At 37.6% G+C, this 26,218-nt stretch carries 30 protein-coding genes and 1 riboswitch; of the genes, 13 read left to right on the top strand and 17 right to left on the bottom strand.

What is annotated here, in order from left to right; all coding sequences use genetic code 11:
- Positions 1-51 precede the first annotated feature (51 nt).
- The 3 genes from Q1B07_RS20260 to Q1B07_RS20250 form a co-directional block, all read right to left on the bottom strand.
- Positions 52-828: a sulfotransferase domain-containing protein gene (locus Q1B07_RS20260; RefSeq protein WP_299833461.1), complete on the bottom strand. Its 777-nt coding sequence runs from the start codon at positions 826-828 to the stop codon at positions 52-54.
- Positions 829-890: 62 nt separating this feature from the next.
- The gene (locus tag Q1B07_RS20255) at positions 891-1,625 is read right to left on the bottom strand and encodes a glycosyltransferase (protein WP_299092534.1); all 735 of its coding nucleotides are present in this window, start codon (positions 1,623-1,625) and stop codon (positions 891-893) included.
- Positions 1,626-1,818: 193 nt separating this feature from the next.
- Positions 1,819-3,060 (bottom strand): S8 family peptidase, encoded by a 1,242-nt coding sequence (locus tag Q1B07_RS20250; RefSeq protein ID WP_299833457.1) that lies wholly within the window; start codon positions 3,058-3,060, stop codon positions 1,819-1,821.
- A 223-nt stretch (positions 3,061-3,283) separates the two neighbouring features.
- On the opposite strand from Q1B07_RS20250, the gene Q1B07_RS20245 reads away from it, so the two are divergent.
- The 3 genes from Q1B07_RS20245 (at position 3,284) to Q1B07_RS20235 (ending at position 5,795) form a co-directional block, all read left to right on the top strand.
- Positions 3,284-4,567 (top strand): glycosyltransferase family A protein, encoded by a 1,284-nt coding sequence (locus tag Q1B07_RS20245; RefSeq protein ID WP_299092538.1) that lies wholly within the window; start codon positions 3,284-3,286, stop codon positions 4,565-4,567.
- A gap of 179 nt (positions 4,568-4,746) precedes the next feature.
- Entirely contained in the window at positions 4,747-5,223 is a 477-nt protein-coding gene (locus Q1B07_RS20240; protein ID WP_299092539.1) for a CotY/CotZ family spore coat protein, read from the top strand.
- A 149-nt stretch (positions 5,224-5,372) separates the two neighbouring features.
- On the top strand, positions 5,373-5,795 hold the full coding sequence (locus Q1B07_RS20235) for a CotY/CotZ family spore coat protein (protein WP_299092541.1): 423 nt from the start codon (positions 5,373-5,375) through the stop codon (positions 5,793-5,795).
- Between the two features lie 70 nt (positions 5,796-5,865).
- On the opposite strand, the gene Q1B07_RS20230 is transcribed toward Q1B07_RS20235, so the two are convergent.
- Positions 5,866-6,369, bottom strand: a complete 504-nt coding sequence (locus Q1B07_RS20230) for a CotO family spore coat protein (protein WP_299092543.1) — start codon at positions 6,367-6,369, stop codon at positions 5,866-5,868.
- 220 nt (positions 6,370-6,589) lie between these two features.
- On the opposite strand from Q1B07_RS20230, the gene Q1B07_RS20225 reads away from it, so the two are divergent.
- Positions 6,590-7,504 carry an EAL domain-containing protein gene (locus Q1B07_RS20225; protein WP_299092544.1) on the top strand — a complete coding sequence of 305 codons (915 nt, stop codon included), beginning with the start codon at positions 6,590-6,592 and terminating at the stop codon, positions 7,502-7,504.
- 232 nt (positions 7,505-7,736) lie between these two features.
- On the opposite strand, the gene fabI is transcribed toward Q1B07_RS20225, so the two are convergent.
- Complete coding sequence (fabI, locus tag Q1B07_RS20220) at positions 7,737-8,510, bottom strand: enoyl-ACP reductase FabI (RefSeq protein ID WP_299092545.1); 774 nt, start codon at positions 8,508-8,510, stop codon at positions 7,737-7,739.
- A gap of 241 nt (positions 8,511-8,751) precedes the next feature.
- On the opposite strand from fabI, the gene Q1B07_RS20215 reads away from it, so the two are divergent.
- The gene (locus Q1B07_RS20215; RefSeq protein ID WP_299092546.1) at positions 8,752-9,015 is read left to right on the top strand and encodes a hypothetical protein; all 264 of its coding nucleotides are present in this window, start codon (positions 8,752-8,754) and stop codon (positions 9,013-9,015) included.
- A gap of 89 nt (positions 9,016-9,104) precedes the next feature.
- A complete protein-coding gene (locus tag Q1B07_RS20210; protein WP_299092547.1) occupies positions 9,105-9,410 on the top strand; it encodes a hypothetical protein in 306 nt (101 codons plus the stop codon).
- A gap of 98 nt (positions 9,411-9,508) precedes the next feature.
- Here the strand turns inward: Q1B07_RS20210 and Q1B07_RS20205 are convergent, their stop codons facing one another.
- From Q1B07_RS20205 to mgtE, 7 genes are all read right to left on the bottom strand, one after another.
- The gene (locus Q1B07_RS20205; protein WP_299092548.1) at positions 9,509-10,525 is read right to left on the bottom strand and encodes a thiazole biosynthesis adenylyltransferase ThiF; all 1,017 of its coding nucleotides are present in this window, start codon (positions 10,523-10,525) and stop codon (positions 9,509-9,511) included.
- Entirely contained in the window at positions 10,525-11,292 is a 768-nt protein-coding gene (locus Q1B07_RS20200; protein WP_299092549.1) for a thiazole synthase, read from the bottom strand. Before Q1B07_RS20200 ends, Q1B07_RS20205 begins: the two co-directional genes overlap by 1 nt.
- Positions 11,293-11,296: 4 nt before the next feature.
- Positions 11,297-11,500, bottom strand: a complete 204-nt coding sequence (gene thiS, locus Q1B07_RS20195) for a sulfur carrier protein ThiS (RefSeq protein ID WP_299092550.1) — start codon at positions 11,498-11,500, stop codon at positions 11,297-11,299.
- Positions 11,501-11,509: 9 nt separating this feature from the next.
- Positions 11,510-12,622 (bottom strand): glycine oxidase ThiO, encoded by a 1,113-nt coding sequence (gene thiO / locus Q1B07_RS20190; RefSeq protein ID WP_299092552.1) that lies wholly within the window; start codon positions 12,620-12,622, stop codon positions 11,510-11,512.
- Positions 12,606-13,235 (bottom strand): thiazole tautomerase TenI, encoded by a 630-nt coding sequence (tenI, locus tag Q1B07_RS20185; RefSeq protein ID WP_299833470.1) that lies wholly within the window; start codon positions 13,233-13,235, stop codon positions 12,606-12,608. The genes thiO and tenI overlap by 17 nt, the downstream gene beginning before the upstream one ends.
- Positions 13,236-13,294: 59 nt before the next feature.
- Positions 13,295-13,404, bottom strand: a riboswitch (TPP riboswitch).
- Positions 13,405-13,460: 56 nt separating this feature from the next.
- Complete coding sequence (locus Q1B07_RS20180) at positions 13,461-15,311, bottom strand: monovalent cation:proton antiporter family protein (protein ID WP_299092555.1); 1,851 nt, start codon at positions 15,309-15,311, stop codon at positions 13,461-13,463.
- 111 nt (positions 15,312-15,422) lie between these two features.
- Positions 15,423-16,790 (bottom strand): magnesium transporter, encoded by a 1,368-nt coding sequence (gene mgtE, locus Q1B07_RS20175; RefSeq protein WP_299092556.1) that lies wholly within the window; start codon positions 16,788-16,790, stop codon positions 15,423-15,425.
- A gap of 371 nt (positions 16,791-17,161) precedes the next feature.
- Here mgtE and Q1B07_RS20170 point away from each other — a divergent pair, with 371 nt between their 5' ends.
- Positions 17,162-18,337 carry an FtsW/RodA/SpoVE family cell cycle protein gene (locus tag Q1B07_RS20170; RefSeq protein WP_299092557.1) on the top strand — a complete coding sequence of 392 codons (1,176 nt, stop codon included), beginning with the start codon at positions 17,162-17,164 and terminating at the stop codon, positions 18,335-18,337.
- Between the two features lie 87 nt (positions 18,338-18,424).
- A complete protein-coding gene (gene prpE / locus Q1B07_RS20165; protein WP_299092558.1) occupies positions 18,425-19,156 on the top strand; it encodes a bis(5'-nucleosyl)-tetraphosphatase PrpE in 732 nt (243 codons plus the stop codon).
- A 30-nt stretch (positions 19,157-19,186) separates the two neighbouring features.
- Here the strand turns inward: prpE and Q1B07_RS20160 are convergent, their stop codons facing one another.
- The 4 genes from Q1B07_RS20160 to Q1B07_RS20145 are packed head-to-tail and all read right to left on the bottom strand — an operon-like array spanning position 19,187 to position 22,001.
- Positions 19,187-20,074, bottom strand: coding sequence for an RluA family pseudouridine synthase (locus Q1B07_RS20160; RefSeq protein WP_299092559.1), 888 nt, complete (start codon positions 20,072-20,074; stop codon positions 19,187-19,189).
- A 19-nt stretch (positions 20,075-20,093) separates the two neighbouring features.
- The gene (locus tag Q1B07_RS20155) at positions 20,094-20,897 is read right to left on the bottom strand and encodes an NAD kinase (RefSeq protein WP_299092560.1); all 804 of its coding nucleotides are present in this window, start codon (positions 20,895-20,897) and stop codon (positions 20,094-20,096) included.
- Positions 20,898-20,937: 40 nt separating this feature from the next.
- Entirely contained in the window at positions 20,938-21,564 is a 627-nt protein-coding gene (locus Q1B07_RS20150) for a GTP pyrophosphokinase family protein (RefSeq protein ID WP_299092562.1), read from the bottom strand.
- 59 nt (positions 21,565-21,623) lie between these two features.
- On the bottom strand, positions 21,624-22,001 hold the full coding sequence (locus tag Q1B07_RS20145; RefSeq protein ID WP_299092564.1) for a hypothetical protein: 378 nt from the start codon (positions 21,999-22,001) through the stop codon (positions 21,624-21,626).
- A 138-nt stretch (positions 22,002-22,139) separates the two neighbouring features.
- Here Q1B07_RS20145 and Q1B07_RS20140 point away from each other — a divergent pair, with 138 nt between their 5' ends.
- The 4 genes from Q1B07_RS20140 to Q1B07_RS20125 all read left to right on the top strand — a co-directional run bounded on the left by Q1B07_RS20140 (position 22,140) and on the right by Q1B07_RS20125 (position 25,001).
- Positions 22,140-22,724 carry a CYTH domain-containing protein gene (locus Q1B07_RS20140; protein ID WP_299092567.1) on the top strand — a complete coding sequence of 195 codons (585 nt, stop codon included), beginning with the start codon at positions 22,140-22,142 and terminating at the stop codon, positions 22,722-22,724.
- 18 nt (positions 22,725-22,742) lie between these two features.
- Positions 22,743-23,366 carry a lytic transglycosylase domain-containing protein gene (locus tag Q1B07_RS20135; RefSeq protein ID WP_299092591.1) on the top strand — a complete coding sequence of 208 codons (624 nt, stop codon included), beginning with the start codon at positions 22,743-22,745 and terminating at the stop codon, positions 23,364-23,366.
- Between the two features lie 338 nt (positions 23,367-23,704).
- A complete protein-coding gene (locus Q1B07_RS20130) occupies positions 23,705-24,139 on the top strand; it encodes a thiol management oxidoreductase (protein WP_299092569.1) in 435 nt (144 codons plus the stop codon).
- Positions 24,126-25,001, top strand: coding sequence for a ClpXP adapter SpxH family protein (locus tag Q1B07_RS20125; RefSeq protein WP_299092592.1), 876 nt, complete (start codon positions 24,126-24,128; stop codon positions 24,999-25,001). Before Q1B07_RS20130 ends, Q1B07_RS20125 begins: the two co-directional genes overlap by 14 nt.
- A 73-nt stretch (positions 25,002-25,074) precedes the next feature.
- On the opposite strand, the gene Q1B07_RS20120 is transcribed toward Q1B07_RS20125, so the two are convergent.
- Entirely contained in the window at positions 25,075-25,512 is a 438-nt protein-coding gene (locus Q1B07_RS20120) for an NUDIX hydrolase (protein ID WP_299092570.1), read from the bottom strand.
- A 380-nt stretch (positions 25,513-25,892) separates the two neighbouring features.
- On the opposite strand from Q1B07_RS20120, the gene Q1B07_RS20115 reads away from it, so the two are divergent.
- On the top strand, positions 25,893-26,060 hold the full coding sequence (locus tag Q1B07_RS20115; protein ID WP_299092571.1) for a hypothetical protein: 168 nt from the start codon (positions 25,893-25,895) through the stop codon (positions 26,058-26,060).
- Positions 26,061-26,218: the final 158 nt, after the last annotated feature.

Below are 26,218 nucleotides of genomic sequence, written 5' to 3'. Positions count from 1 at the left end.
AGATATAGGTTCAATTATATTGTTGTAAGGATATGACCCTTTTTGTTTTTCTTACCAATTATGATCTTTTTCATATCCAAAACGAATTAATAATTCTCCTGCTTTTTCTTTAAATGCTGTTTTTAATTCTTCATCAAATTCATTTCTCCATGCCCCGATTTTACCCGAGCGGAAAGTAACGGCTGTTCTAGGATCGATACTTGCCTCTAAGACATTTACCATTTGGTCTAGCGGTATAGGAGGTTGTAAACCATTCCATAAAAATTGAACAAGCCTTGTAAGCGCTCCCTTTCTAGATGCTGGAGAGCTTATAATTTCTTCAAATGAAATATGGAACGATCTTTTTTCAGTGAGCCATTGATAATAAGGAAGATTATAAGTATAGAAATCTATCCATTTATTATCAACGCCTCTTAATAAGGCTAATTGACGCTGCTTTGGTGTCATTTTCACAAAATCATCATGAAGGGGATTCTCTTTCCAAACATCTGCAATATAATAAGACATTGAAATTAAAACATCCCGAGGATCACGATAAACAAATATGTGCTTCATGTTGATGCTTTCTAACATGTCTGAATAGTTTTTGGTATACCTGACATGACCAACACCAAACTCATTCCCCTTTAGTAAATTTAAACGCGCAAGATGATCCTGACTATAATCATGAAAATTAAACGAATTGGTAAAAAATCTTTTTTTCATATCGTGTTCAGAAGAAACACCGGGCATCCCTGTTAAAATCTGATGCACTAGATATGTTCCGCTTTTGGGAACAGAAGTTACTAGAAATGGTGGTAAAATATCCGCTTTCTTTCCGTTCATCATTTTAACTCCTTTAAGTTATATAATATTTTTTTCACAAAACAAGCGATCTTCTTAATAAATTCCTAATACTGTCCGTTGTTGTGTTTTTTCATATTTTCCTCTTTAATTAATTGATTGATATAACTACGATTTTTTCTTTGAACTAGGCCTATTTCTTGCATAATCGTGTCCCAATGTTTTCTTGTTCCCATATCAGGATGGTCACGATATAGAAGCAAAGGTTCATCAATATATAAAAAATCGTATTTTTGTAAAATTCTCAGCCATAAATCATAATCATGTGTATAAGGTAGTTGTTCATCAAAAAGGCCAAACTCGGAAAATAGTTTCATATTAAGCATTACTGTACAGCCATTAATGATATTTCCACGTTTCATAGTCCTTAAAAATTCCAATCGATCAGGAGTATAAACACCTTGCAGACCACTTATCACTTCTCCTTTCCCGTTAATCGCATAATAATTTGTATAGCTTGCCATGGCATTAGCTTTTTTCATTTTCTCTAATTGAATTTTAATTTTGTCAAAATAAAAAATATCATCCGAACTAAGCCAACAAAAATAATCACCTGTTGCCTGACGGATCCCCATATTTAATGCGGTGCCAGTTCCTCCGTTTGGCTTTTCAATATAGATGATTTTATTCATATATGGTTTTAATTTTTCAACATGTTTAGTAGAACCATCATTTACGACAATCACTTCGATATTTTCATATGTTTGCCCGATCGCACTTTCTATTGCATGTTCAACGTAAGAACAATTATAAAAAGGAATGACAATTGAAACTTTCTCCATTTTTCATGCTCCTTCTTGTGCTTTCTTAAAATCTCCACTCATTCTTTACACAAAATGAATGTATGTTTTCTAATCTATCAACAATCCTTTTGTATTGTATGAAAAATTCAATCTATTTGTTTAGACAAATAATTTAACTGCGGCCTTTTGATGAAAGACCCCAGTTTTCAAACAGTGTTATATTATTTTATTTCTATAAAGGAGTCTTAAGCAGTAACTGAAAGAGATGAGGAAGTTTTACATAGCTCTCTATATTCGGAACACCCTGCCTGTACTGTAAAAAAAGCTGCATCATTTTTTCTGAAGAAAGTGGAGGATAGGCACTTAAAATTAACGCAATAGCTCCGGAACATAAACCGGTGGCCATAGATGAACCCGACAATGTAATGTAATTCTGATTCACAACAAATGGTTCTAATTGATTAGCTAATATGGAATTAGGTGAAAGAGGAGCAGTAATGCATAATCCCGGAAAGAAAACATCAGGCTTTATTACGCTATCAATTACCTGTAATTTACTCGTAAAAAGACTAATATATTCGTCGTCCATTATCGGTGTTTTCCGATCAGATGCTGCACCTACTGTAATAACATTAGGATTTGTTGCAAATGTCGTAATATTATCCGCCAAACCAGTATGATCTGCTGCCATAAGAACAATAATCCCTGCTTTCATTGCTTGCTCTGCTGCATGTGATAAGGGATCTTCTTGGTATGGTACAATAGATTCAGAACCTAGGGATAAGTTAATAATTTTTATATTATAAAGAGCTTTCTTCTCTATACAATAATTAATTCCGGAAATGACTGTCGAGAGATACCCCACTCCATTTTTATCTAATACCTTCACTCCAACAAGTTGTGCTTCAGGAGCCAAACTACTATATCTTCCCTTGGAGGCGAAACCATTTCCTGCAGCACATCCCGCCACATGTGTTCCATGACCATGGTCATCATAAGGAACTGGGTATCTATTGATCATATCGACAAAGCCAACGATTCGGTTGGAGGGTAGTGTAAAGTCTGAATGTGGATGTATACCGGTATCTAAGACTGCAATTGTGACACCTTTCCCTGTTAATCCATAAATATTATTCACATAATTTTTGCCCATTGACTTTGCTGCAGTGTCTAAAAATGCCTGAACTTTGCGATCAAGGTAAAGTTTTTCGACTTTAGGGTGGACAACCAATTGTTGTATTGTTTTAACAGATAACTTCCCAGAAAGATAATTCAATAGCACTGCATGATTCAATTCAAGATCAGAAGGGCTTAGTTCACACAAATCTTTAAGCTTGTTAATACTTGTTCCCGATTTTAATTTAATTAGAACTCTTGTTGTTTCATTCTCATCTAAATGTGAATAGCTATCTAATAAACATTTAAAAAGCGGCGAATCCATCCGCTCCTTATATTCATTTATCCAGTCCATCATTAATCTCCTCGTAAGTATAAATTCCTTTTCTTCATAAAGAACTAATCCACGTTTTACTATAGAATATGCAGAACTTTAAAGATGTTCCATCCACAGCTATCGGTATTTATAAGTTCATTAATTTCTAGTATATTTACCAACACATTAATCCTTTGCCATCATATGCTAAATAGTGGTTTAACTATATGAAGCTCTTAAAAATTTATTTCATGGAGGAACTCAATTGAAAGACCTGCATGTATTTTTACTTGATTACTCCAGTCAAACGGTATTCACTCAAACTTTATATTCATTACATTTCATTTCGCATCGCTTAAAATCTCTAACACTTATTAAAAGGGAAAAAACCTCCTCCCTTCACATAGATAAATCGTTATATCATTACCAAGTGATAAATATGACAGAAGATGATCTAGGTAAAACTTTAAATGGATGCATTCCTACAATTACTACTGACTATGTTTTATTTCTTTATAAGGATGAACAACTAATATCCAACATAGACGATGCTATTACAAAATTAAGTGATAAAAACCATATCCTCACTAATTCTTTAAGTGTAAAAAATTATATAATAGAGCGGCCATTCCTTGTAAAAACCTCTTATTTAAAACAAACACCTTTATTCACAAAAGAACAAATCCCTTTTAATGAAGCTGTCCTTCCAGCCTGGCTAAAAAAAATAGAAAAAGCAAAAATAGTAAAAATAACGAAACCGATGGTCAAGCCCTTTAATCCTAGAGCATATACTAAAACAATAAATAAATGGGAGTTTATCGCAAAATATTCTTCACCTTTAAAAAGAGCTTATGATCAATCTCCCTCTTTAGCAGTTATGATATCAACCTATAATATGGCCAGCTATGTGGAAACTGCTATTACCTCCTGTCTGCTGCAACATACACCAATTAATCAACTATTAGTCATTGATGACGGTTCAACTGATAAGACATATGAGCGTCTTACAAAATGGAACGGTGAACGGAATATACGGGTATTCCAAAAAGAAAACGAAGGAAAGGCAAGAGCTCTAAACCAGCTTTTACCCTATGTTTCCTCAGATTTCATCTTAGAGCTTGATGCAGACGACTGGCTTGACCCGGATGCGATTTCAACAATTAAGGAGCAAATAATGACACTTCCTTTGTCTGCAGCTGTCCTCTATGGAAATTTGAGAAATTGGCGGCAGTTCGATTCAAATGAAATGAAATTTAGTGAGGTAACGAATGGCAAACCAGTCATGGATGAAAACGAACTCCTTTCTTACCATTTTCCTCTGGGACCTAGAATTTATCGGACAGATAAGTTAAAAGCGATTGGCGGATTTCCTGTCATTTCTTTTGAGGAGGGTAAATTGTATGAAGATGTTTTAGTATTAAAAGAATTAATGAAAACAGGGCCACTATGTTATCGTGACTTTACAATATACAATGTGAGAAACCATCAATCTAGCATTACGAAAGTCAATCATTCAAAATGGCATGAGTTTAAAAACTTACTTGATTAACATTCCTTAAAAAGCTAGCTTCTCATCGTTACAGACACTTGTACCTAATACAAATACACAAAAAAAGAAAAGCCCCCCTCCCTCAATTTTGGACGATTGCCCACACCATCTAGGGATAACTCACATATTGTGTTAAGGACTAGAGAGTCAAATAACTAATTTTAAGGAGATGAAAATAAATGGGTTGCAAAGGTAAAGACCGCGATAACAATTGCGTATGTGAAGCAGTTGAGCAAATTTTAGCTGAGCAAGAAGCAGTTGAAGAAATTAGCTGTCCAACTAGCTGTTTCAGCAATTTGTTAAGCCCAGCAGCTAATCCGGGTAGAGATACAATTCCATTCATTTTATACGATAAAAAAGGTGATCTGTTTAAAGCTTTCGGTAACGTAGGTGGCTTCTTAGGTGATATGGCTTGCTTTAAAACAATCTTCTTCCGCGTTGAGCACGTAAAAGATTGCTGTGCAACATTATCACTACTGCGTCCTTTTGATGTTAATGGCGACACTGAGAGCGTATGTGATCCTTGTGACGGTGACTTCTTCGGACTTGCAAAATCTGACTTCTGTATTGAAGTAGATCTAGATTGCTTCTGTGCTATTCAATGCTTATCACCAGATTTAGTAAACCGTGCGATGGACAAAAAACACTGCAAATAAAAGATGGACTGCTGGTCACAGCAGTCTTTTTTACATGTTGTTCTTTTTATAAATGCCCATTTATTAATAAATAGGCATTTTCATTATTACCTTTTCTTCTATTATATCTATTCTAATATAGGCATATATAATAGAAAGGGAGGGTACCAATGAAAAGGACTAGTGATGATCATTACATGATTCACGTGCTAGAAACAATTATCTCTCTACAAAACGCGGTTGAAGAACAACGTGCTGTGCATCGCTACCGCTATCTCCTTTATCCCGTGAACCTTTTAGGAGATTCCATTCCAATCCTTTTATTTTTAAAAGATGGCGCATTGTTTAAAGCCTATCATTTTATAGATGTAAAAGGTTATGGCACTGTATTTTTTCGAGTGGAATCCATTCATAACTTCCATCTTACATTAAGACTGCTAAAGCCATTAAATGCAAGCGGGGAACTGATTCATCTTTCAAATGAAGATCAGATTGGCTATGTAAAAAAATTATCAAAAACGGAAGATTTCATTAAAGTAGTTGTAACGAATAGTTGTGCCATTCAATGCTTATCACCACAGATGTTGACATGAACAGGCTATTAAACGAACGATATAAGGCTGTCACAAAAGATTTAGAATCTTTTGCGATAGCCTTATCCATTTAAAAACCTAAAACATTAATTGCCTGGATGACTTCAAGCTGAATATCAATTGGTCTTGGATGATGTAAAGATCGTATAGTCACGACTCCATCCTCCTCTGACACGATAATCCCCCGATAAGTACTATCAGTTGTTTCGATAAGACACAAAGATTTCGGCATATTTTTCGGAAGGTTTGTAAAAAATTCAACCTTTTCAGGAATCGTCATCTGGGAGATTGGTATTCTTGGTTTTCTTTTTCGTTCCTGTTTTTCATCATGTATGACTTCTTCCTTTTTACTCTGTTCAGCTTCAACTTCTGGTTCTGGTTCTGCTTCTACAGCAGGATTTAATGAAATCTCCGCTTTTGTCTCTGCTATCTCAGGTTCTATAGGTTCCACCGGTAAGCTTTCCTGTTTCTTTTCCGGCTTTATTATGACTAACTCTTGCATTTTTGGAGCAATGTTATCGTATTCCGGCTGCACAATATACAACAGCGGCTTAAGTTGCTGATTTCTGCTCATCGGAAACCTCCTCTTTAATAAATCTGCTCTATAGCAGTTTATGATCATTTCTAGGTTATGTGCCTATTTCTTATCATTGATTGATACAGTTATCAAAGATAAAAAATTTTACACTAAATTTACTCTGCCTTAATATTTAATTGTTATTGTCGAATTACGTAGATTTTAGTTTTATATAGCATAAACAAGAACCTGCTTGTTTTATTAAAGGAGAAAAGGCATGAACAATGATAGTACTGTCCCTTCTGATAAGGTAGCTTCTTTGAAGGAACAATTTATGACAATTCTAGAAAAGAAGCAGCTCACCATTCATTTTCAACCAATTGTTCATTTTCATAGCCATCAAACATATGGATTTGAGGCTTTATCAAGAGGACCCCTGGACAGTCCTTTTTATAGTCCTTCTCATCTATTTCCTTTTGCCGAGAGAGAAGGATTATTATATACGTTTGAAAAAATCGCGAGGGAGCTTGCATTTGCCGAAAGTAAAGGAATCTTAAAAGATAAAAAACTATTTATTAATTTAAATTCTCAAGTGATGTATGATAACCAGTTTAATCCCGGCCATACCATTTCCCTGCTAGACCAATATGGAATTGCCCCTCACCATGTTGTGTTTGAAATTACCGAAAGAAATGCTATCCATGACTTTGCCGCATTTAGAAATGTTCTACATCATTATCGTGAACAAGGCTTTCAAATTGCGATTGATGACGCGGGTGCAGGCTATTCCTCCTTGCAATCTATATCTGAATTAATGCCGGATTATATTAAGGTGGACCGTTCGTTAATAAGCGGCGTTGACCATAATGAAGTAAAATTCCATATCCTAGAGGCATTTGTGATGTTTGCGAAAAAAATGAGTTGTGAAATCATTGCGGAAGGAATTGAAACAGAAGCTGAGCTTCAAAGGGTGATTGATTTAGGCATTACATATGGCCAGGGTTTTTTTATCGCAAAGCCGAATAACCCCATTCCCGCTATTACGGAAACGGCTCAGAAATGTTTAGCTAATATTGAGCAAAGGTTAGGCAGGACTGTGACCATTGATATAGCTGATGAAATCATTCTTGTTCAATATGGGACTGTGCTCAAATGCCAGCCTGCACGAGATCTTCTGGGGGAGATTGTTTAGGACTGCTAAAGAGAAAGGGTCAGTCCCCACTTTAATACATAGAACTTAAACTAATAGGAAGTTTCGTATATTGGTTTTTGTTTGGTGGGGGCAGACCCTTTTGTTTTCGTTTAAGAAATTATAAAATTCTCATACTTTGGATAAGCGTACGACATCTAGCTCCAGCGCCTAGCCCCTCGAGGTGCGACTTATGCTTGTCGGGGCTGATCAAGGCGCTTACACTTTTGTTTTGTTAAGCGATAATATGATATCCTGAATCAACGTGAAGATTTTCACCAGTCATGCCTCTTGAAAGATCGCTAAATAAGAATAGTGCTGTATCGCCTACTTCTTCAGGTGTTGTGGTTCTGCGAAGCGGTGCACGCTCTTCAATTTCTTTTAGAATAGAATTGAAATCACTGATTCCTTTAGCTGATAATGTACGAATAGGACCAGCTGAGATTGAATTCACACGAATGCCATCTTTGCCAAGGTCGCTTGCTAAATATCTGACACTAGCTTCCAGTGAAGCTTTAGCAACGCCCATTACGTTGTAATTTGGCAGTACCCGCTCTCCGCCAAGGTAAGTTAACGTGACGATGCTGCCGCCTTCTGTCATAATTCCTCTTGCTTCCTTTGCAACAGCAGTTAAAGAATATGAACTAATATTGTGAGCTAATAAAAAGCCATCACGTGTTGTGTTCATATATTCTCCTTGCAGCTCTTCTTTGTGGGCAAATGCGATACAATGGGCAACACCATGGATTACGCCTACTTCTTCCTTAATTCGACCAAAGCATGATTTGATTTCTTCATCATTTGTTACATCACAAGGCAAAACAATGGAATCATTGCGCTCTAATGATTCTGCCAGGTCACGAACAGACTTCTCCAAACGTTCACCAGCATATGTAAAAATTAGTCTAGCACCAGCATTATGTAAAGAGCGTGCAATACCCCATGCGATGCTGCGTTTGTTTGCTACTCCCATCACGACAATATTTCGTCCATTAAGTGATAAGCTCATGTACATCCTCCTAATATTAATACATGTTATTAGTACCTGGTTATAATTATATCATTAAAATCCAAATAGTGCTATCGATTTCCTTCTTGAAGCATGTTCTCTCATCTCTTACATTTTCCCAGATAGATTCTACTTATAAGCACCTTCTTTTAAAATGTGTCGTTGACTATGGAAAATTGTCCACTCTATAAATGACTTTTTGAATACAGTACTAATAGGAAAGCAAGGGAGGTGAGGCATCATGTCAAATTGGGGAAAAGATAATGAAGCTGAAGCAAGAGCTAAAGCTAAAGCAGACGCAGAAAACAAAACAAAAGTAGATAATGAATTGGATAACGAAAATGATATTGAACTAAAAGATAAAAACGTTAATAATGCAAAAGTCTTTAATAGTGGTAATGCAAAAGTAGATATTCATATTGTGGTAGATAGTGACTCCCGTGCAAGAGTAAAAGCAGAAGCAGATTCCGACCAGGAACAGGATCAAGAACAAGAACAAGACTAATAAATGATATTCAAAGAGACTGTCTCAAAACCAAAGGGTCAGACCCTTTCGAGCCAGTCTCTTTATACTAATAGATAGGAGGTAAAACAATGGATGAAAATAAAGTAGAAAATATAGTAGAACAGAAATTTAAAAATTTAAAACATAATGATAACAAGTCTAGTATTGATGCTAGCGGCAATTCCAATGTAGATATTTCAATTGATATTGATACAAAAGCGATCGCATATGCTATTCTATGCTCATTATATGCGACAGATAAATTAAATGAAAGCCAATTTCAAAAAGCACTAGAAAAATTCGAAACGGTGATGAAGAAAGAAGACGAAAAGAAAAATGGTTATAATCAATCAAATGTCATTGAATATCAAAGACCCAAAAGAAAATGGATTTAAAGAGAGGTTTGGGCGATAAAACTAGGTTACAGAGTAGACAAAATGCCAAAACCCTCTCTGTCTACCTTTGAGAGGGCTTTTATCCTTAACTATATTATTTAGCCAACATAGCGATGATAAATCTTTTTCGCCTCAGCAATATCCTTCGTCCCATGAATTAAAGCTCGTCCGTCCTTAAATAGAACGATTCGATGACTGCCAAAGGTCATTGATAATAAAAATGGATTTTCTAAAAACGCGTCAGCAATCGGTTTAACTCTTTCGGAAATTTGCTCAAAGGAAATCTGTTTCCCTGTACCTGGACGAAGCTGTACCGTATCCCTTCCGCAAAGAACAGCTGCTTTTGTTTCTTTTTCAGCCGATAAATAGGGATATACAGGGTTTGTTCCACAAGAAGGACAAGCCTTATTTTTCAGCTTTTCCATGTTGATCGATGAATATTGATTTTTCCAAAGATCAAAGGATACAAGCTTGCTGCGCAGGTTTTCCTCGTCTCCAACAAGCAGCTTTAACACTTCTGCTGTTTGATGGGAGGTAACCATGCTGACAATTGGTGAAATAACCCCAACTGTATCACATGTCATTCCATCAAACGGGATATGCTTTAATAAACAATGCAGACATGGTGTTTTATTTGGGATGACCGTAAACGTTAGACCATAACTGCCGACACACCCGCCATATACCCAGGGAATCCCATGCTTTAATGAAGCATCATTGATTAATAATCTTGTTTCAAAGTTATCTGTTGAATCCACGATCACATCAACACGATCTAACAAGTCTTCTATATTGGCTGATGTTAAATCCTCTACAATGGCATGAACTTGTACTTCAGAATTAATTTGCTGAAGACGTGTTTTTGTGGCTATTGCTTTTGGCATTCTATTTTTTGCATCTTCCTCTGAATAAAGCTGCTGTCTTTGCAAGTTGCTCCATTCTACATAATCGCGGTCAATAATCGTTAATTTTCCAATACCGGCACGTGCAATCATTTCTGCATTCGCTGTGCCTAGCGCACCTGCACCTACAATGAACACATGCTTTTGATTGATTTTTTCTTGCCCGCTTTCCCCGATTGGAGAAAATAATATTTGTCTTGAATATCGCTCCATTAAGTGGTCATCATTCCTTCTGTTGGACTGCTTGCTGTTGCATATTCCTTTTTAGGAATTCTGCCGGCTTCAAAGCCCAGTCTGCCAGCCTCTATTGCAAGCTTCATGGCAACGGCCATTTTCACCGGATCCTTTGCAGCAGAGACGGCGGTATTTAATAAAACACCATCAGCTCCCAGCTCCATAGCGTATGCTGCATCTGCAGGTGAGCCGATTCCTGCATCGACAATTACAGGAACATTGGATTGTTCAATGATGAATTTTAGATTTAAAGGATTTAAGATCCCTTGACCGGATCCAATAGGAGAAGCACCAGGCATAATGGCATGAACTCCTAATTCTTCTAATCTTCTTGCTAATACCACATCATCTGAAGTATACGGTAAAACGATAAATCCTTCTTCTAACAGCATTTCACTAGCTTTTAATGTTTCTACTGGATCAGGAAGCAACGACCGGTCGCAGCCAATGACTTCAACTTTTATCATATCACATAAGCCAGATGCTTTTGCAAGCTTGGCAATTCTTACTGCTTCCTCTGCCGTTTTAGCCCCTGCTGTATTTGGAAGCAGCGTATACTTAGAAAGATCTAACTGCTCTAAAAAGTTTGGCTGTGATGCTTCAAAGATATTCATACGGCGAACCGCAAACGTTAGGATTTCTGCCTCTGATTGTGCAACAGCTTCCTTTTGAATTTCAAATGACGGATATTTCCCAGTTCCTAATAATAATCTTGAGTTAAATTGTTTATCTGCAATGTTTAACATTGGCTCATCCTCCTCCTACAAAATGAACAAATTCAACTTCATCACCGTTTTGGATTGATGTCGTTTCATATTGATCTTTTAAAATAATTTCTCGATTATGCTCGACAATGACAAGACGGTCCGCCAGCTTGTAATGTGCTAGCAGTTGCTGAATCGTCGTAACATCATTTCCCAGCTCGACAATTTCTCCATTTAACTTAATGCTCATTTTCCCACCTCACGCCTGTACATAAATTCGGTTGATCGAAAATGCCCTTATATAGTCTTCATTTTGCTGCCTGTTCAAAATCAGATCCCTTATCATCATCCCTGTTTGCGGGGCTAAAAGGATACCGTTTCGATAATGTCCTGTTGCAAAATAAATCTGTTCTCCTTCAGGATGCTGACCAATATATGGTTTTCCATCATGTGATTGCGGCCTTAATCCAGCCCATGTCTCAACCAGTTGAGCTGATTTTAACTCCGGCAAGAGTGGTGCCACTTTTTCAATAAGAGACTGGATTCCTCCTATTGTCGGCTCAGTACTCCAATCATCCTCAACCATAGTTGCCCCGATAACAAATCTGCCATCACCCTTTGGAACGATATAACAATGATCATAAAAAATCGTTCGCTCTAAGCCGATTTGATTGCTTTTTACAGAAAGACATTCTCCTTTTACAGGCTTCATCCCAGCGTTAATACCCAACTGGTTAAAAAAGTGCCCGCTCCAAACGCCATTTGCGACGACAACCTTGCTGCAAGTGAAATCGGCAAGCGGGGTAGAAAGCGCATATTCGTTTGCAGCACTCTTCTTGATTGTATGGACAGGAGTATTCTCTAAAATAGTTGCACCTAGCATACTAGCAGACTTTGCAAAAGCCGCACAAACATGCGTTGGTGAAACATGGCCGTCCTCTGGGATGTAAAGGGCCCCTTTAATCTCTGCAGATAACATTGGCTCATGCTCAAGCACTGTTTCTTTTTCATGCCATGCTACTGTTTCATATTGTGTTACCGCTTCTTTTAAGGAACGTGCTTCAGCATCCGTCATGGCGATCTTGTACATGCCTTTATCGACAAGCTGAATATTAATTTGCGATAATTCTGAAAGCTCATCCCTCAGGACATGATAGTTGCGCTGACTCTCCTTTGCGAACTGAAAGAAGGCATCATTGTTTTCAAGCTCAGAGTTTGCACCAAGCATCCCTGCCGCAGCTCTTGTTGCCCCGGTACCGATCTTATTTCCCTCTAACACAAGGACAGATACGCCTTCTTTCGCCAGCTGATAGGCTATCGATTGACCAATGATGCCGCCGCCGATGATGCCTACATTATAATGCTTTTTCATTTGATTTCACCTCCGTTAAACTTTTCTTAATTTCCCGCAAGGCATGACGAGGTTCACTGTTTGACATAACATAGGACATCACCGCAACGCCGCCAGCCTTTAATCCCGAAAGCTTTTGAACAGTTTCAGGGGTCATTCCGCCAATGGCGATAACCGGAATTTCGATCCTTTCACATATTTCAGCGAATTGAGGTATGCCCCGTGGTGCTAGACCAGCCTTTGAGTTGGTTGTAAACACGTGTCCAAACAACAAATAATCTGCACCAGCTTCTTCAGCCTCTATTGCTTCCTGCAGAGAATGAACCGAACGGCCAATCCTTAAGGATGGTCTTAGCTTTCTTACCTTTTCAATGGAAAAGCTATGACCAGGCAAATGGATATTAAATAAATCGTTTAATATTGCTGCATCAACGCGATCATTGATCACAATCTTTTTCTTAGGGACTCCACCGGTTATCAGAATTGAAACAATTTCCATTAGTTCTGAGGCTGTTTTCGTTCTTTCACGAATGTGAATATAATCTGCTTCTTCGTGAAAGCGTAAGATTTGTTTCGTTAATTCCTCAACTGTTTGCTTCCCATCTGTAATAACATGAATTTCCAAGTTTTTCACTTCCAATAAAAAAACCACTTTCCTATAGGTAAGAAAGTGGTTTACATACATAATTAGAATATGCCGTAATTCCACTTCCCTACGCTGGTACAAACCAGATCAGGTTATAAGGGTTTAAAAGAAACACTTTAATCTCAGCCCCTCAATTGGGGATCCCCTAGCGGTTTTCATCATTATTTACTTATCTCTATCATACCAAATGTTTCTCAACTTTCAAGAAAAAATTCATCGAATAAGCTCAAGTTCACGTTTTAATTCATTCACATATTCTCGTGATCCGGTAACAATTAAGCGATCTCCAAGCTTTAAATCTGTGTCGCCATGGGGAACGATTGAATCCTTCCCTCTAAAGATTCTCACGAAAATGATATCCCCTGTGAATGGAAAATTACGTAATAACAAATCATCATATTTTGCATTATTCAAATTGATTTGGTAAAGCATCGTTTCTTGATTCGTTATAATTCTCATCACACTTGGTGCCTCGATCAATGCCCGCAGCATTGTTTTTGTTGAAAGCATGGTTGAGAAAACATCAATTCCATGCTCCTTCATTTTTGCATCCATTTCAGGTGATCCTACGCTTGCAATAACCCGGTCTACTTCTTCTTGTTTAGCAAAAAGCGCAATATCGGCATTTCGCTCCTCATCACCCGTTGCGACAACGATTAAGTCAACATCAAATGCATCATGCTCCTTAAGTGTCTCAACCTGAAAATCTTTTATTTCTACGATTTCAAACAAGGATTCTGAGATTTGCTGATCAAGCTTATCCTGCTGAACATGGTAAATAGTTGTGTCATATAAATCCGGGTTTAGCTCTCTTGTTACTGGCAATGTCATTTGATTGGCACCGATAAAAGCAACCTTAATTTTTGGATTCTCATTTTTATGTCGAGGGAAGAGCTTTTTAAAGAAAATCGGTGTAACAATACTAGTTATGACCGCTACCAGGATGAGAGCACCTGACATTTCTGACGTGATAATCTCCATTCTTTCACCAATCGTCGCTGCTGCAATAACTAATGAAAGGGTAGAGGTTAACAGAAAGCCCGCGGCAAAAGTTGTTTTCGTGTCATACCAGCGCTTTAAATAAAGGATTGGAATTACTTTTGAGATTAACAATCCGATAAACAATAACGGAATTAAAAAGAGTATTTTGGGATCTTTAAATAATGCCCAAATGTCTAAATCTACCCCAACCATAACAAAGAATATCGGAATTAAAAATCCATATCCAAATGAATCCAGCTTCTGAACCATTTCTTTATTCGGTGATAAAAGGGAAACAAGCACACCAGCTAAGAAGGCGCCAAGAATGTTTTCAGCCCCAATTGTTTCAGAAATGGCTACCAATACAATAATAAGTGTAAAAACAGCTCTTGTGCCGATTTGGATTGTTCCCTTTGACATCGTTTCAATAAAGGAACGATTCTTGAATGCTTTTCCTAAGAAATACAGTAATACACCCGCTCCAAAGAGAATCAATAATAACCATGTATTGCTTTCTCCATCACCATAAATAGAGGCAAACACTGCAAGCAATATCATCGTCACTAAATCGGCAATAACAGCTACCAAAAGGATAATTTGCCCAATATTTGTTTTCATGAGTTGACCGTCTTTTAAGGTCGGTACAACAACTCCTAATGAAATGGTTGAAATAATAAGTGTCATAAAGAATGCATTATTAATTAGTCCGATCCAGACAAAGATATAGGAAAGCAATAAGGATAAAACAAAAATCCCTACAAATACGATGCTGGAAACTAAAAATGTATTAGGGGCATATTTACCAGAAGGAAGCTTTTCCTTCTTTTTTCCGTCCGCAAAAACGGTAAAATCAATTTCGAGGCCACTTAAAAACATTAAGAAAATAAAGCCAAGCATCGATAAGGTTTCAAGCCACATATCTTGGGAAACAACATTAAAGCCTGTTTTCCCAATAATCAACCCGACAATGATTTCCGCAACAACAACTGGAATAAAATTCAGTTTTAACCGGTGTAACAAAATAGGGGTAAGAAAAGCAGCAAGAATCACGATAACGAGCGATGTTACAGATGCACCATGCATGTTTTGCCTCCTTTATAATCAAGGTATTCTCATATAAAAAAACCGTTGTTATATAGTATAGCCTGCATTACCTGCAACATGATTGCAGACAAATTCAACTAGTCGTATTATTCAAATCAAGTATTTCATAAATAAAGTAGCCATTCCAAAATAAATGAGAATACTGATAATATCATTAATCGTGGTAATAAATGGACCTGAGGCTACCGCAGGGTCGACTTTAAGACGGTGCATGATCAGCGGAATAAAGGCTCCTGCAATCGTTGCTACAGTTAATGTGGCTAAGATTGAAATTCCGACTAACATTCCTAAAAAGATATCACCTTGCCAGACGAAAACAACAAGCGTCACAACCACGCCACATATCGTTCCTGTTATAAGGCCTGTTCCAGCTTCTCTCATAATCATTCGAAAAACACTTTGCTCTCCCGCGTCACCAACTGCAATTCTTCTGACCGCCACGGCTAAAGCCTGTGTACCAGTATTACCAGCCATACCCGCAATTAATGGAATAAAAACAGCTAATATCGCTACTTTATCCAAGGTTTCTTCAAACCTGCCAATTAGGCTGGCGGTAAACATCCCTAAAAACAGAAGGATGATCAGCCAAGGCAGTCTTTTTTTGGCCGCGGAAAACGGACTGCGATCATGTGAGTCAACATCTGAAATCGCAGCAAGCTTTGAGTAGTCATCACTTGCTTCTTCATCAATGACATCAACGATATCATCAACTGTAATAATTCCCAGTAAATGGCCCCTAAAGTCGATAACAGGAAGGGCCAAAAAGTTATAGTCCTTCATTTTTCGGGCAACCTCTTCCTGATCTTCAGCGACACTAACGGAATATACCCGTTCATTCATCACTTCTGAAATCATGATGTCTGGTTCATTAATAATTAAATCCCTTAAAGATATAACGCCCACAAGCTTTTTATCCTCATCAATGACATAGACATAGTAAATGGTCTCAGCGTTAGGAGCCTCATTCTTTAAAATTTGCATCGCTGAATGAACGGTTTGGTTGGCATGAATGGCAATATACTCCGTCGTCATAATACTTCCGGCTGTATATTCTTCATAATGGAGCAGCTCGCGAATTTCTTCAGCAGCTTCATCATCCATGATCGTTAAATAGCTGGCTACTTGGTCCTTGTCAAGCTCATTTAATACGTCTACAGCATCGTCCGCATACATATGACCAAGCATCTGTGCCGCAAATGTTGGCTCCATTTCCGATAAAAATAGTTCATATTGATCATCATCATGCTCAATATTTTCAAAAACAGCGGCCATTTCCTCCGGAGATAGAAATTTATATACGGTTAATCGCTGTTCCTCTTCAAGCTTCACAAAAAATTTAGCTTGATCATAAGGATGCTTATCTAAAAAAGCCCCGCGGAATTCGTCCAAATTCTGACTAGCTATTGCAGATAGTAATGTTTCTTCCTCTAGTTCCACTAATTCTCTCTCATCTGACATTTTCAAGGCCCCCCTCTCTGTTGTAAATGCGAATTGTACCTTTATAATGGAAGTTCCTTTAATAAACATTTTACTTGCTGGATTTTTTTTCATCTTTTCTACATATTGCGCTGATTTTTATAAATACTATAATATTCTATATGAAATCAATAGAGCAAACAATCAACAGCCATTACATTCAAAAAAATTTTACATTTTTGTAATCTGTGAAAAAGGATTCTTTGCAAATCGTTCACAATCAATTAAGATGGTTAATGATACAATGACTATGGGCAGTTCCCCCACTTTTTCTTTTGAATTCTTAAGTGGGGGTTTTCTGCCCGTTAAGATAGAATTATTTTTTAAAGTTAAATAAGTAGAAAGGGTCCACTATGACAAATGAAAAATCCCCTCAACAACAGATAGATTTTACGTTACTTTTTATTATGTTTTTATTAGCAATTGTTAGTACGATCGCGATTAATAGTGCAGAAGTAACTCTGCCTGCAAATCTCCAAGCCATTAATTTTTCCATGAAGCAGATTCAATGGTACATAATCGGTGCATTTGCTGTTGCCATGACTATGCTTATTGATTATGACCGTTTCAGACAGCTTTCTTGGTATTTGTACGGGTTTGGTATGGTGCTATTACTCGGTTTGGAAATATTACCTGCTCCAATTGTTCAAACGATAAAAGGAGCAACAAGCTGGTATAAGCTGGGACCGTTAGGAAATTTCCAGCCATCTGAATTGATGAAAATCTTTATGATTATTGTACTAAGCAAAATTATTGCCGATCACCGTGAAAAATACCCTAATAATACGTTAACAGATGACTTTCTCTTAATAGGAAAGCTTGTAGCTACTGCTGCACCGCCGATTCTTTTGTTAATCAGACAGCCCGATATGGGAATGACAATGGTGTTTTGTGCCGTTATTGCTTCATTGATTTTAGTATCTGGTATTAAATGGAGAATTATTTTAACTGCGGCTTTTTCAGCTCTTTTTGTCATCGGATCGATTGTGTTTATCTTTATTAAATTTCCTGACTTTTTCCTTAAATATATTTTACGGGGCGAAGAATATCAGCTTGACCGATTTTATGGCTGGTTAAATCCCTATGAATACTCTGGAGAGCAAGGTTTTCAGCTAGTAAAATCATTACTGGCAATCGGCTCGGGAGAATTGAAGGGAAAAGGCTATAAAAACCTTGAAGTCTACTTACCTGAAGCACATACCGACTTTATCTTTTCGATCATTTCTGAACAATTTGGCTTTATCGGAGGAAGTATCGTCGTATCGCTTTTCTTCCTATTAATTTATAGAATGATCCATATATCGTTAGAAAGCAATGATCCGTTTGGAAGCTATCTATGTACAGGAATTATTGGCATGATCACCTTCCAGGTATTTCAAAACGTGGGCATGACCATCGGCCTTCTTCCAATCACAGGTCTTCCACTGCCTTTCGTAAGCTACGGCGGAAGCTCCCTCGCAACGTATATGGTCGCAATCGGAATTGTCCTTAACGTTCGGTCACGTACAAGGAAATACATGTTTGATTAAGAAAGATGGTACCCTATTATTGGGTACTTTCTTTTTTTAAAAGCTTTTTTGGGGGACTTTCCCCCAGTATTAAATGAGGTGAATACGTTGAAAATCGATGTAATCGGTGATATTCATGGTTGTTTTAAAGAGCTCGAGTTGTTAACAGAGCGGCTTGGGTATAATTGGAGTTCGGGTATTCCTGTTCATCCAGATAATCGAATGCTTTCGTTTGTTGGTGATTTAACAGATCGCGGTCCGGATTCTTTGCGTGTTATTGAAGTTGTGTATCGATTGATTAAAGAAAAAAAAGCGTTTTATTCACCTGGGAACCACTGCAATAAGCTATACCGGTTTTTCCTCGGAAATAAAGTTCAAATCAGTCATGGACTTGAAACAACTGTAGCGGAATATGAAGCCCTTTCTCCCAAACAGCAAAATGAAGTGAAATTTCAGTTTAAATGGTTATATGAAACAGCCCCCTTGTACCAGGTGCTTGATGATGGTAACTTGATTGTCGCACATGCGGGAATTCGCGAGGATTACATCGGAAAAACAAGTAATGCCGTTAAAACGTTTGTCTTATATGGCGATATAACTGGCAAAAAGAACCCTGATGGAACACCGGAACGCCGTGATTGGGCACAACACTATCAGGGAAAAGCACTTATTGTTTATGGACATACACCAATTAAAGAACCAAGAAGGATCAATCGGACAATTAATATTGATACAGGTGCAGTTTTTGGCAATAAACTTACCGCCTATCGCTATCCAGAAGATCAACTCGTTTCTGTTCCTTCTTCTCTTCCTTTTGATGAATCACGGTTTAGAGATTAATAAAGAAGAGGCTGTCACTTAAAGACAGCCTCACTGTGTTAATCGCTTCATATCTTCAGGCAGCTCTGAACTAAACTGAAACTCCTTTTCCAGCAACGGGTGCCAAAACGACAGCTGTGAGCTGTGAAGGGCTTGACGCTTTATTTCATCTTCCCTTCCTCCGTATAATGTATCACCACAGAGCGGATGTCCGATCGAAGAAAGATGCACACGAATTTGATGGGTACGGCCAGTTTCAAGCACAAGCTTAATATGTGTTTTACCATGAAGCCTCTGAAGCACTTGAAAATGGGTAACTGCTTGCTGACCATCTTCTCTTACTTCACGCTCGATAATGCTGTCTGGTTTCCTGCCAATCGGCTTTGAAATCGTTCCTGTTTCGTTAGTAAGTACGCCATGAACAATCGCTTCATATGTACGATGAATTTCCTTTTTCTTTTGCTGATCGGAAAATAAGGAGTGGGCGAATCGATGCTTTGCGACAAGCATAAGCCCTGATGTGTCCTTATCTAAACGATTGACAATATGAATTGTAGATAGGATCTGCTTTTGTTCATAATAGCGGATCAATCCATTTGCTAATGTCCCCCTATTATGGTCACGTGATGGAATCGAAGGGACAAATGGCGGCTTATCAATCACTAAGCAATGGTCATCCTCATAAACAATGTGAAACGGAACATCATCAGCCTCAAGACCTGAGCCTCTATCTTCCGGCGGGAAAATAACCGTAAGAACATCCCCATCTTGAAGAAGATACCGGACCGTTACATGCATATTATTTACTAAAATATCGCCGCCGTTAAATTTTATATCTGTTAACGCACGCTTTGAAAGTTTCTTTTCTTTTACATATTCTAAAACCGATTTGCCAGCATCCGCCTCTGTGATCGTCCATTGCAGCCGAAATGATGTCATGATAAAAACCTTCCTATGTTTAGCGTTCTAAATCCCCTACAAAGGAATCACGTACCCTTTTCCAGAATGGGAAAGGTTTAAATCGGGCAAATCTTACATTTTCATTTGCCACTCGGCACTGTATTGACTTCACATCCTTATGCAAAAGGGTTAAATGGTCAATGGTAACTTGGAAGTCCACATCATTTACCGGCTTCAACATGCATGTATGATGCTCAGGCAAGATAAGCGGCGAACCGATTGTCCTGAAAACCCGGTTATTAATCGATGCCATTTCAGCAAGCTGAATCGCCCTTAAGGAAGGATGAAGAATGGCACCGCCTAATGCTTTATTATAGGCTGTACTGCCTGAAGGTGATGAAATACAAAGTCCGTCTCCCCGGAATGTTTCAAAGGTTTGTCCTTTAATTTCAACATCCATCACAAGGGTGCCTTCAATGCTTTTCACGGTGCATTCGTTTAAAGCCAAATACTTCGCTTCACGCCCGCCATCATTATGACGGACGATCACCTCTAAAATTGGATATTCCACAACCTGGTATGGTGTTTTGGCTATCGCAATCACAAGCTTTTCAACCTCATCAGGCACCCAATCTGCATAAAATCCAAGATGGCCTGTATGAACACCGATAAATGCGGTCTTATCTAATCTTGAGCGGTAACGATGAAATGCATATAAAAGGGTGCCATCTCCGCCTACAGAAATAACAATGTCTGGTTGGTCTTCATCATACTCCAACTGAAAATCGACTAAATATGTTTTCATTTTTTGCATAATCGAGTTTGATACAGAATCACCCTTTGATGTAATGGCAAACTTCATACGATTCGACCCCTTTATTATTCGGTTCTTTTCCATCAACTTATTTTTCAGTTTTTCTAGAGAAGATAGCTTGTGCTTCCTGTACTTCTCCTTTTATTTGGGACATTTCTTCATCTAATGAATAAGCTGCTTCAGCAGCTCGTTTTAGACGTGCTTTTATATCATCAGGAATTTTCCCGCTATATTTATAATTTAATGAATGCTCAATCGTTGCCCAGAAATTCATTGACAATGTTCGGATCTGGATTTCAACAAGCAGCTTCTTTTCTCCCTGTACAGTTTGTACTGGGTACTCAGCCACAACATGATAGGATCGATAGCCGCTTTCCTTTTTGCTCGTAATATAGTCCCGTTCCTCAATAATTTTTAAATCATGTCTATTTTTTAACATGTCTACGACAACTTTAATATCATCAACAAACTGACACATCATCCGAATTCCCGCTATATCCTGGAGGCCTTCCTCCAATTTATCCATTGGAATCCCTTTGCGCTTCGCCTTATCAAGTATACTCGCAATCGGCTTTACCCTGCCTGTCACAAATTCAATTGGAGAATTTGAATGTTGAAGCTCATATTGTGATCTAATTCCTCTAAGCTTTACCTTTAACTCCTCTACAGCTTGATGATAAGGAGCTAAAAATAACTTCCAATCTTCACTTTGCATAAATATCCCCCTTAAGCCACCGCAACAGTTGTACTACTCTTTTATTTATGTAAAAGAAATTATGTTAACGAAAATAACTCCACAACCTTATTCTCCATTTCTTCCCCATAATTAGCATTTCCCTTGATATTCTCTAAAAGGTAATCAAGTTCATCATGTATATCAACTAATTCTATTTCATTTTCATTAATTTTTAACATAACCCTTTGGCTTCTATCCTTTGCTTCCTTAAGTTCTTTCCAGATTGTGTGAGGCAATCCTGCGTAGACAAATTCATCAGCTGTTTCTAAAATATAGATAAAAGCGAGTTGGTCTGAATCAACAAGCATTTGTCCTTTTGCCTGCAGATCTTCTAGTTCATTAGGAAAGGATTCAGGCTCTAAAATTAATTGATTATCATCAATCGTTGCTTTCGTTAGTTCTATTCTTTTATTCATAAAAATCTCCTTCCGTTACACATTACAAGATTATTTTATCATATTAAAATGACACATGATAATATTGCGAGTAGAATACGAATAAGAGAGTTCACACGCTAAAAAATTACAAGTTTATTCATAGAAAGGATTTCAAAAATGTCACAGGAAATAGAGATCGAATTTAAAAACCTACTTACTGAAACGGAATTTAACAAAATAAAAACCAAGTTTCTAATAAAGGATGATGAGTTTTTCTTCCAAGAAAACCATTATTTTGATACCCCGCAATTTTCATTAAAACAATTTGGAGCAGCTCTCAGAATTCGAAAAAAGCAGGATAACTACGTGATTACCTTAAAAGAACCGGCAACCATCGGATTATTAGAAACACATCAAGTCATTACAAAACAAGACGCAAACAAGATGATTCAAGCAGGAAAACTCGTAAAAGGGCAAATTAGCGAGCGCCTTGAAAATCTGAGGGTTGATGTAAATACAATCACATACTTTGGTACACTTTCAACTTCACGGGCTGAAAAAAAATATCAAAACGGTTTAATTGTGCTCGATCATAGCCGATATTTAACAGTAGAGGATTATGAGCTTGAATATGAGGTTCAGGATGAAGAGCTAGGAAAAACCGAATTTCAACAATTATTAAATGACCTAAACATTCCAATTCGAGAAACAAAGAATAAAATTCGCCGTTTTTATGAGCAAAAATACAAAGAAATGGGGTAGGCGGTTTTGGATATAAAAATGAAGTACTTTAAAACCTTGATCGAGCTTCAAGCCCTGCAAAGCTTTAATCATCAAACAGCAAACAGTCAACCTTCTTCTTTTGCTGCTAGTTTTCAAGAGCTTTTACAATCCTTAGTGGATCCTGCTCCTGAAGAGCCAACGGCAACTAAGCAAACAGCTTCTTCTTTAAACACGATTTCTCCTTTGATCGAATATTCAACACCAAAACACGATCAGCCAACGAACAATTCCGCTTCCAATCAAGCTGGAAACATGGATGAAATCATTGCAAATGCCGCTGAAAAATATGGGATTGATGCAAAGCTGATTCGAGCGGTTATCCAACAGGAATCCGGATTTAAAGCAGATGCAAAAAGTCATGCAGGGGCTCTTGGATTAATGCAGCTGATGCCAGCAACTGCCCGTTCTCTTGGTGTTGAAGATCCCTTTGATCCGGTGCAGAATATTGAGGGCGGTACAAAATATTTAAAGAAAATGCTGACCCGATATAATGGAGATGTTTCTTTGGCTTTAGCCGCTTATAATGCCGGTCCTGGAAATGTTGATAAATATGAAGGCATCCCTCCATTTAAAGAAACGCAAAACTATGTACGAAAAATTACCTCAAGCTATTTTACATAAGGCTGTCTTAAAAAGGATCAGATTTCGCTAACGAACGACATATTCCCCGCCTTCTAAGGTCCGATATGTTGTTCCCGAGTGAAGTGATCCTTTTGTTTTAGGCTGCCTTCTTAAGAAACTCTATTGTTAAATAGGTAATTATTAGTAAAACCGTATGCCCATTTCCTTCATACAAACCTGTCTTTCACATATAATAGGACTAAATGACAAAGCTGTCCGAGCGATTTGTTTGAGATAAATAATACCGCTTGTTAAAATAAACATACACAAAATTCGATTTTGCATAAAAGTCCAACACAAGTACAATAAACAAGCAAAATATTAAAGGAGTTATCAACATGACTGATCGATACTTAACACCATATGAAGCGATAGGAGAAAAGACTCTTTCGCAACTTGTTGATTGCTTTTATGGAAAAGTACAAAAACACCCTTTATTGGCTCCAATATTTCCTGATGATCTAACGGAAACAGCTCGGAAACAAAAACAATTTCTCACTCAGTATCTTGGGGGACCACAAGCTTATTCCGAAGAGCACGGACATCCAATGCTAAGAGCCAGACACTTGCCCTTTCCGATCACACCAGCGCGGGCTAATGCGTGGATTAGCTGTATGAAGGAAGCTATGAAGGAAGTTGGACTTGAGGGTGAACTTAAGGATTTTCTTCTGCATCGTCTTCAGCTTACCGCTCATCATATGGTAAATACGTCTGATTCGGATGAAAATAGTATTGTTCAGAAAGAGGTTAATGACAATGATGAACAATCATGAGGAAAAGAACGCTTCTCTCTTTTTCTCTCATTGCAGCGGGCATCCGGAAAAACCTTTAGAGATCTATATGTTTGTTGACCCATTAAGTCCAGAATGCTGGGCACTTGAGCCAATTATTAAGAAACTGCAAATTGAGTATGGCCGTCTTTTCACATTAAAGCATATTATCAGCGGACGTCTTGCAACTTTGAATATCACAAAAAGAAAAAGACCTGAAAGTTTAGCCCAAGCATGGGAGAAAACAGCAAGCCGTACAGGAATGTCCTGCGATGGGGATATTTGGATGAAAAATCCTTTATCACAGCCTTATACAGCATCTTTAGCAATCAAATCTGCAGAGCTCCAAGGAAGAAAAGCAGGAATACGATATTTGCGAAAGCTTCAAGAGCAGCTATTCATTGAAAGTAAAAATATTTCTGAAGAAAAAATGTTAATAAAAATTGCTCAAGATGTGGGCTTGGATGTGACAGAATTTCAAAGGGATCTTCACTCAGAGAGTGCGGCAAAAGCCTTGCAATGCGACTTAAAAATCACTTCAGAGATGGATGTACACGAAATACCAACCCTTGCCTTTTTTAGTAAAAATGTTGAAGAAGAAGGATTAAAAATTACGGGCATTTATTCTTATGATTTATATGTACACGTTTTAGAGGAATTCATTGGTGATGCGATTAAACCGTCACATACACCTCCACTAGAAATCTTTTTGAAGCATTATCAATTTGTCGCGTCAACAGAAATCGCTACCGTTTATAATATGACATTATCTGAGGTAGAAAAAGAGCTAAAAAAACTTGTTTTATCACAAGCAGTTGAAAAGGTACAAGCAAAGCACGGAACATTTTGGCGATACCTTAAGTAAAAATGTCTAGCTTATATATTTAAAAGGGAATGAATACGAACCGTTCATTCCCTTTTCTTATGCTTTTTTAGCCCTAGCGAATATACCCTCTTTCGGTATCTGAAAGAGCATCAGATAGCCAGCAAGGATGCATGTTAAGTAAATTAGATGGTAAAGCTTGCGGAGAAAAAAAGCCTACCTCCAACGATTCATTTAAGTCTATGTGAAGCTTTCCACCAGCAATCCTTGCCGAAAAATAGGTTGTAATAAAATGAACCACCCGGCCATCTGGATAGTAAAATACCTGTGAGCTCGGATCCGAATATACTCCAATTAATTTTTCAATCTCAATATGTAACCCTGTTTCCTCGAAAACTTCCCTTTTTGCGGCTTGTTCTACCGTTTCTCCAGGCTCAACATGCCCAGAAGGGAGCCCCCATAATCCCACGTCTTTACGTTTTTGCAGCAATATCCTGCCTTCTTTATCAAAGATAATCACTGTTACGGCAGGATAGACACTTGTTATTTCCATACGGCTTTTCCCTTCTTCTTTATTTTGTCTATTCTATTTTACATGTTTACCTAATAAATTTTTCGACAAATACAATTTTTTAATCAAAATAAAAAGACCCCATACCTAGGGTACAGAGTCTTTTTCTATGTCTTAACGACAACAAAGGGGATGGGAGAAATTTTTCACGGTCAAACAAAGGGGTAAATGTTTGTATGTGATTAATTTCACATCTCTACTATATCAAATCTTGTCGACAAATGACAAGTCTGATAACTGTTTTTCACAGAAATGTCACAATAAATATTGTAGATGATTAATCTGATCAAAGTAAATGTGGGATAAAAGGACATCCTCTATCATATACAGTAAATAAGAAGAAACTAGAGGATGTGAAGGAAATGAAGTGGATCATTATAGGAAGCCTTGCAATCTTACTATTATTTATCGTCAATACTTTAGCGTTTATGGAGATCATCCCTCTTTATATTACCTCACCACTATTATTTATCACGATCTTCATAACACTTTATCTCATCAATCACCGAAAAACATTTAGGGGATTCTAAAAAAGGAATATATCGGCGCTTTCCTATCTTTATCAGCGAATTTCTGATTTTATCGGCGGGTTTCCAATTTTATCAGCGATTTCTTTTTAGCCCCCTTAATTATTTGGACACGAAAGTAGTGTAGAAAGTAAACTATTTTTGATCATTCATTTAATGTA

Source organism: uncultured Metabacillus sp. (assembly GCF_947503125.1).
GTDB lineage: Bacteria > Bacillota > Bacilli > Bacillales > Bacillaceae > Metabacillus.
The sequence above is the reverse complement of the archived record's forward strand: the minus strand, read 5'-3'. Positions and strand labels throughout refer to the sequence as shown.

What these genes read in the sequence shown, in the direction of transcription:
- Q1B07_RS20260 (WP_299833461.1), bottom strand. Translation starts at nt 828, where the DNA reads ATGATGAACGGAAAGAAAGCGGATATTTTACCACCATTTCTAGTAACT.
- Q1B07_RS20255 (WP_299092534.1), bottom strand. Translation starts at nt 1,625, where the DNA reads ATGGAGAAAGTTTCAATTGTCATTCCTTTTTATAATTGTTCTTACGTT.
- Q1B07_RS20250 (WP_299833457.1), bottom strand. Translation starts at nt 3,060, where the DNA reads ATGATGGACTGGATAAATGAATATAAGGAGCGGATGGATTCGCCGCTT.
- Q1B07_RS20240 (WP_299092539.1), top strand. Translation starts at nt 4,747, where the DNA reads ATGGGTTGCAAAGGTAAAGACCGCGATAACAATTGCGTATGTGAAGCA.
- Q1B07_RS20235 (WP_299092541.1), top strand. Translation starts at nt 5,373, where the DNA reads ATGAAAAGGACTAGTGATGATCATTACATGATTCACGTGCTAGAAACA.
- Q1B07_RS20230 (WP_299092543.1), bottom strand. Translation starts at nt 6,369, where the DNA reads ATGAGCAGAAATCAGCAACTTAAGCCGCTGTTGTATATTGTGCAGCCG.
- Q1B07_RS20225 (WP_299092544.1), top strand. Translation starts at nt 6,590, where the DNA reads ATGAACAATGATAGTACTGTCCCTTCTGATAAGGTAGCTTCTTTGAAG.
- fabI (WP_299092545.1), bottom strand. Translation starts at nt 8,510, where the DNA reads ATGAGCTTATCACTTAATGGACGAAATATTGTCGTGATGGGAGTAGCA.
- Q1B07_RS20215 (WP_299092546.1), top strand. Translation starts at nt 8,752, where the DNA reads ATGTCAAATTGGGGAAAAGATAATGAAGCTGAAGCAAGAGCTAAAGCT.
- Q1B07_RS20210 (WP_299092547.1), top strand. Translation starts at nt 9,105, where the DNA reads ATGGATGAAAATAAAGTAGAAAATATAGTAGAACAGAAATTTAAAAAT.
- Q1B07_RS20205 (WP_299092548.1), bottom strand. Translation starts at nt 10,525, where the DNA reads ATGGAGCGATATTCAAGACAAATATTATTTTCTCCAATCGGGGAAAGC.
- Q1B07_RS20200 (WP_299092549.1), bottom strand. Translation starts at nt 11,292, where the DNA reads ATGTTAAACATTGCAGATAAACAATTTAACTCAAGATTATTATTAGGA.
- thiS (WP_299092550.1), bottom strand. Translation starts at nt 11,500, where the DNA reads ATGAGCATTAAGTTAAATGGAGAAATTGTCGAGCTGGGAAATGATGTT.
- thiO (WP_299092552.1), bottom strand. Translation starts at nt 12,622, where the DNA reads ATGAAAAAGCATTATAATGTAGGCATCATCGGCGGCGGCATCATTGGT.
- Q1B07_RS20180 (WP_299092555.1), bottom strand. Translation starts at nt 15,311, where the DNA reads ATGCATGGTGCATCTGTAACATCGCTCGTTATCGTGATTCTTGCTGCT.
- mgtE (WP_299092556.1), bottom strand. Translation starts at nt 16,790, where the DNA reads ATGTCAGATGAGAGAGAATTAGTGGAACTAGAGGAAGAAACATTACTA.
- Q1B07_RS20170 (WP_299092557.1), top strand. Translation starts at nt 17,162, where the DNA reads ATGACAAATGAAAAATCCCCTCAACAACAGATAGATTTTACGTTACTT.
- Q1B07_RS20160 (WP_299092559.1), bottom strand. Translation starts at nt 20,074, where the DNA reads ATGACATCATTTCGGCTGCAATGGACGATCACAGAGGCGGATGCTGGC.
- Q1B07_RS20155 (WP_299092560.1), bottom strand. Translation starts at nt 20,897, where the DNA reads ATGAAGTTTGCCATTACATCAAAGGGTGATTCTGTATCAAACTCGATT.
- Q1B07_RS20150 (WP_299092562.1), bottom strand. Translation starts at nt 21,564, where the DNA reads ATGCAAAGTGAAGATTGGAAGTTATTTTTAGCTCCTTATCATCAAGCT.
- Q1B07_RS20145 (WP_299092564.1), bottom strand. Translation starts at nt 22,001, where the DNA reads ATGAATAAAAGAATAGAACTAACGAAAGCAACGATTGATGATAATCAA.
- Q1B07_RS20140 (WP_299092567.1), top strand. Translation starts at nt 22,140, where the DNA reads ATGTCACAGGAAATAGAGATCGAATTTAAAAACCTACTTACTGAAACG.
- Q1B07_RS20135 (WP_299092591.1), top strand. Translation starts at nt 22,743, where the DNA reads ATGAAGTACTTTAAAACCTTGATCGAGCTTCAAGCCCTGCAAAGCTTT.
- Q1B07_RS20130 (WP_299092569.1), top strand. Translation starts at nt 23,705, where the DNA reads ATGACTGATCGATACTTAACACCATATGAAGCGATAGGAGAAAAGACT.
- Q1B07_RS20125 (WP_299092592.1), top strand. Translation starts at nt 24,126, where the DNA reads ATGAACAATCATGAGGAAAAGAACGCTTCTCTCTTTTTCTCTCATTGC.
- Q1B07_RS20120 (WP_299092570.1), bottom strand. Translation starts at nt 25,512, where the DNA reads ATGGAAATAACAAGTGTCTATCCTGCCGTAACAGTGATTATCTTTGAT.
- Q1B07_RS20115 (WP_299092571.1), top strand. Translation starts at nt 25,893, where the DNA reads ATGAAGTGGATCATTATAGGAAGCCTTGCAATCTTACTATTATTTATC.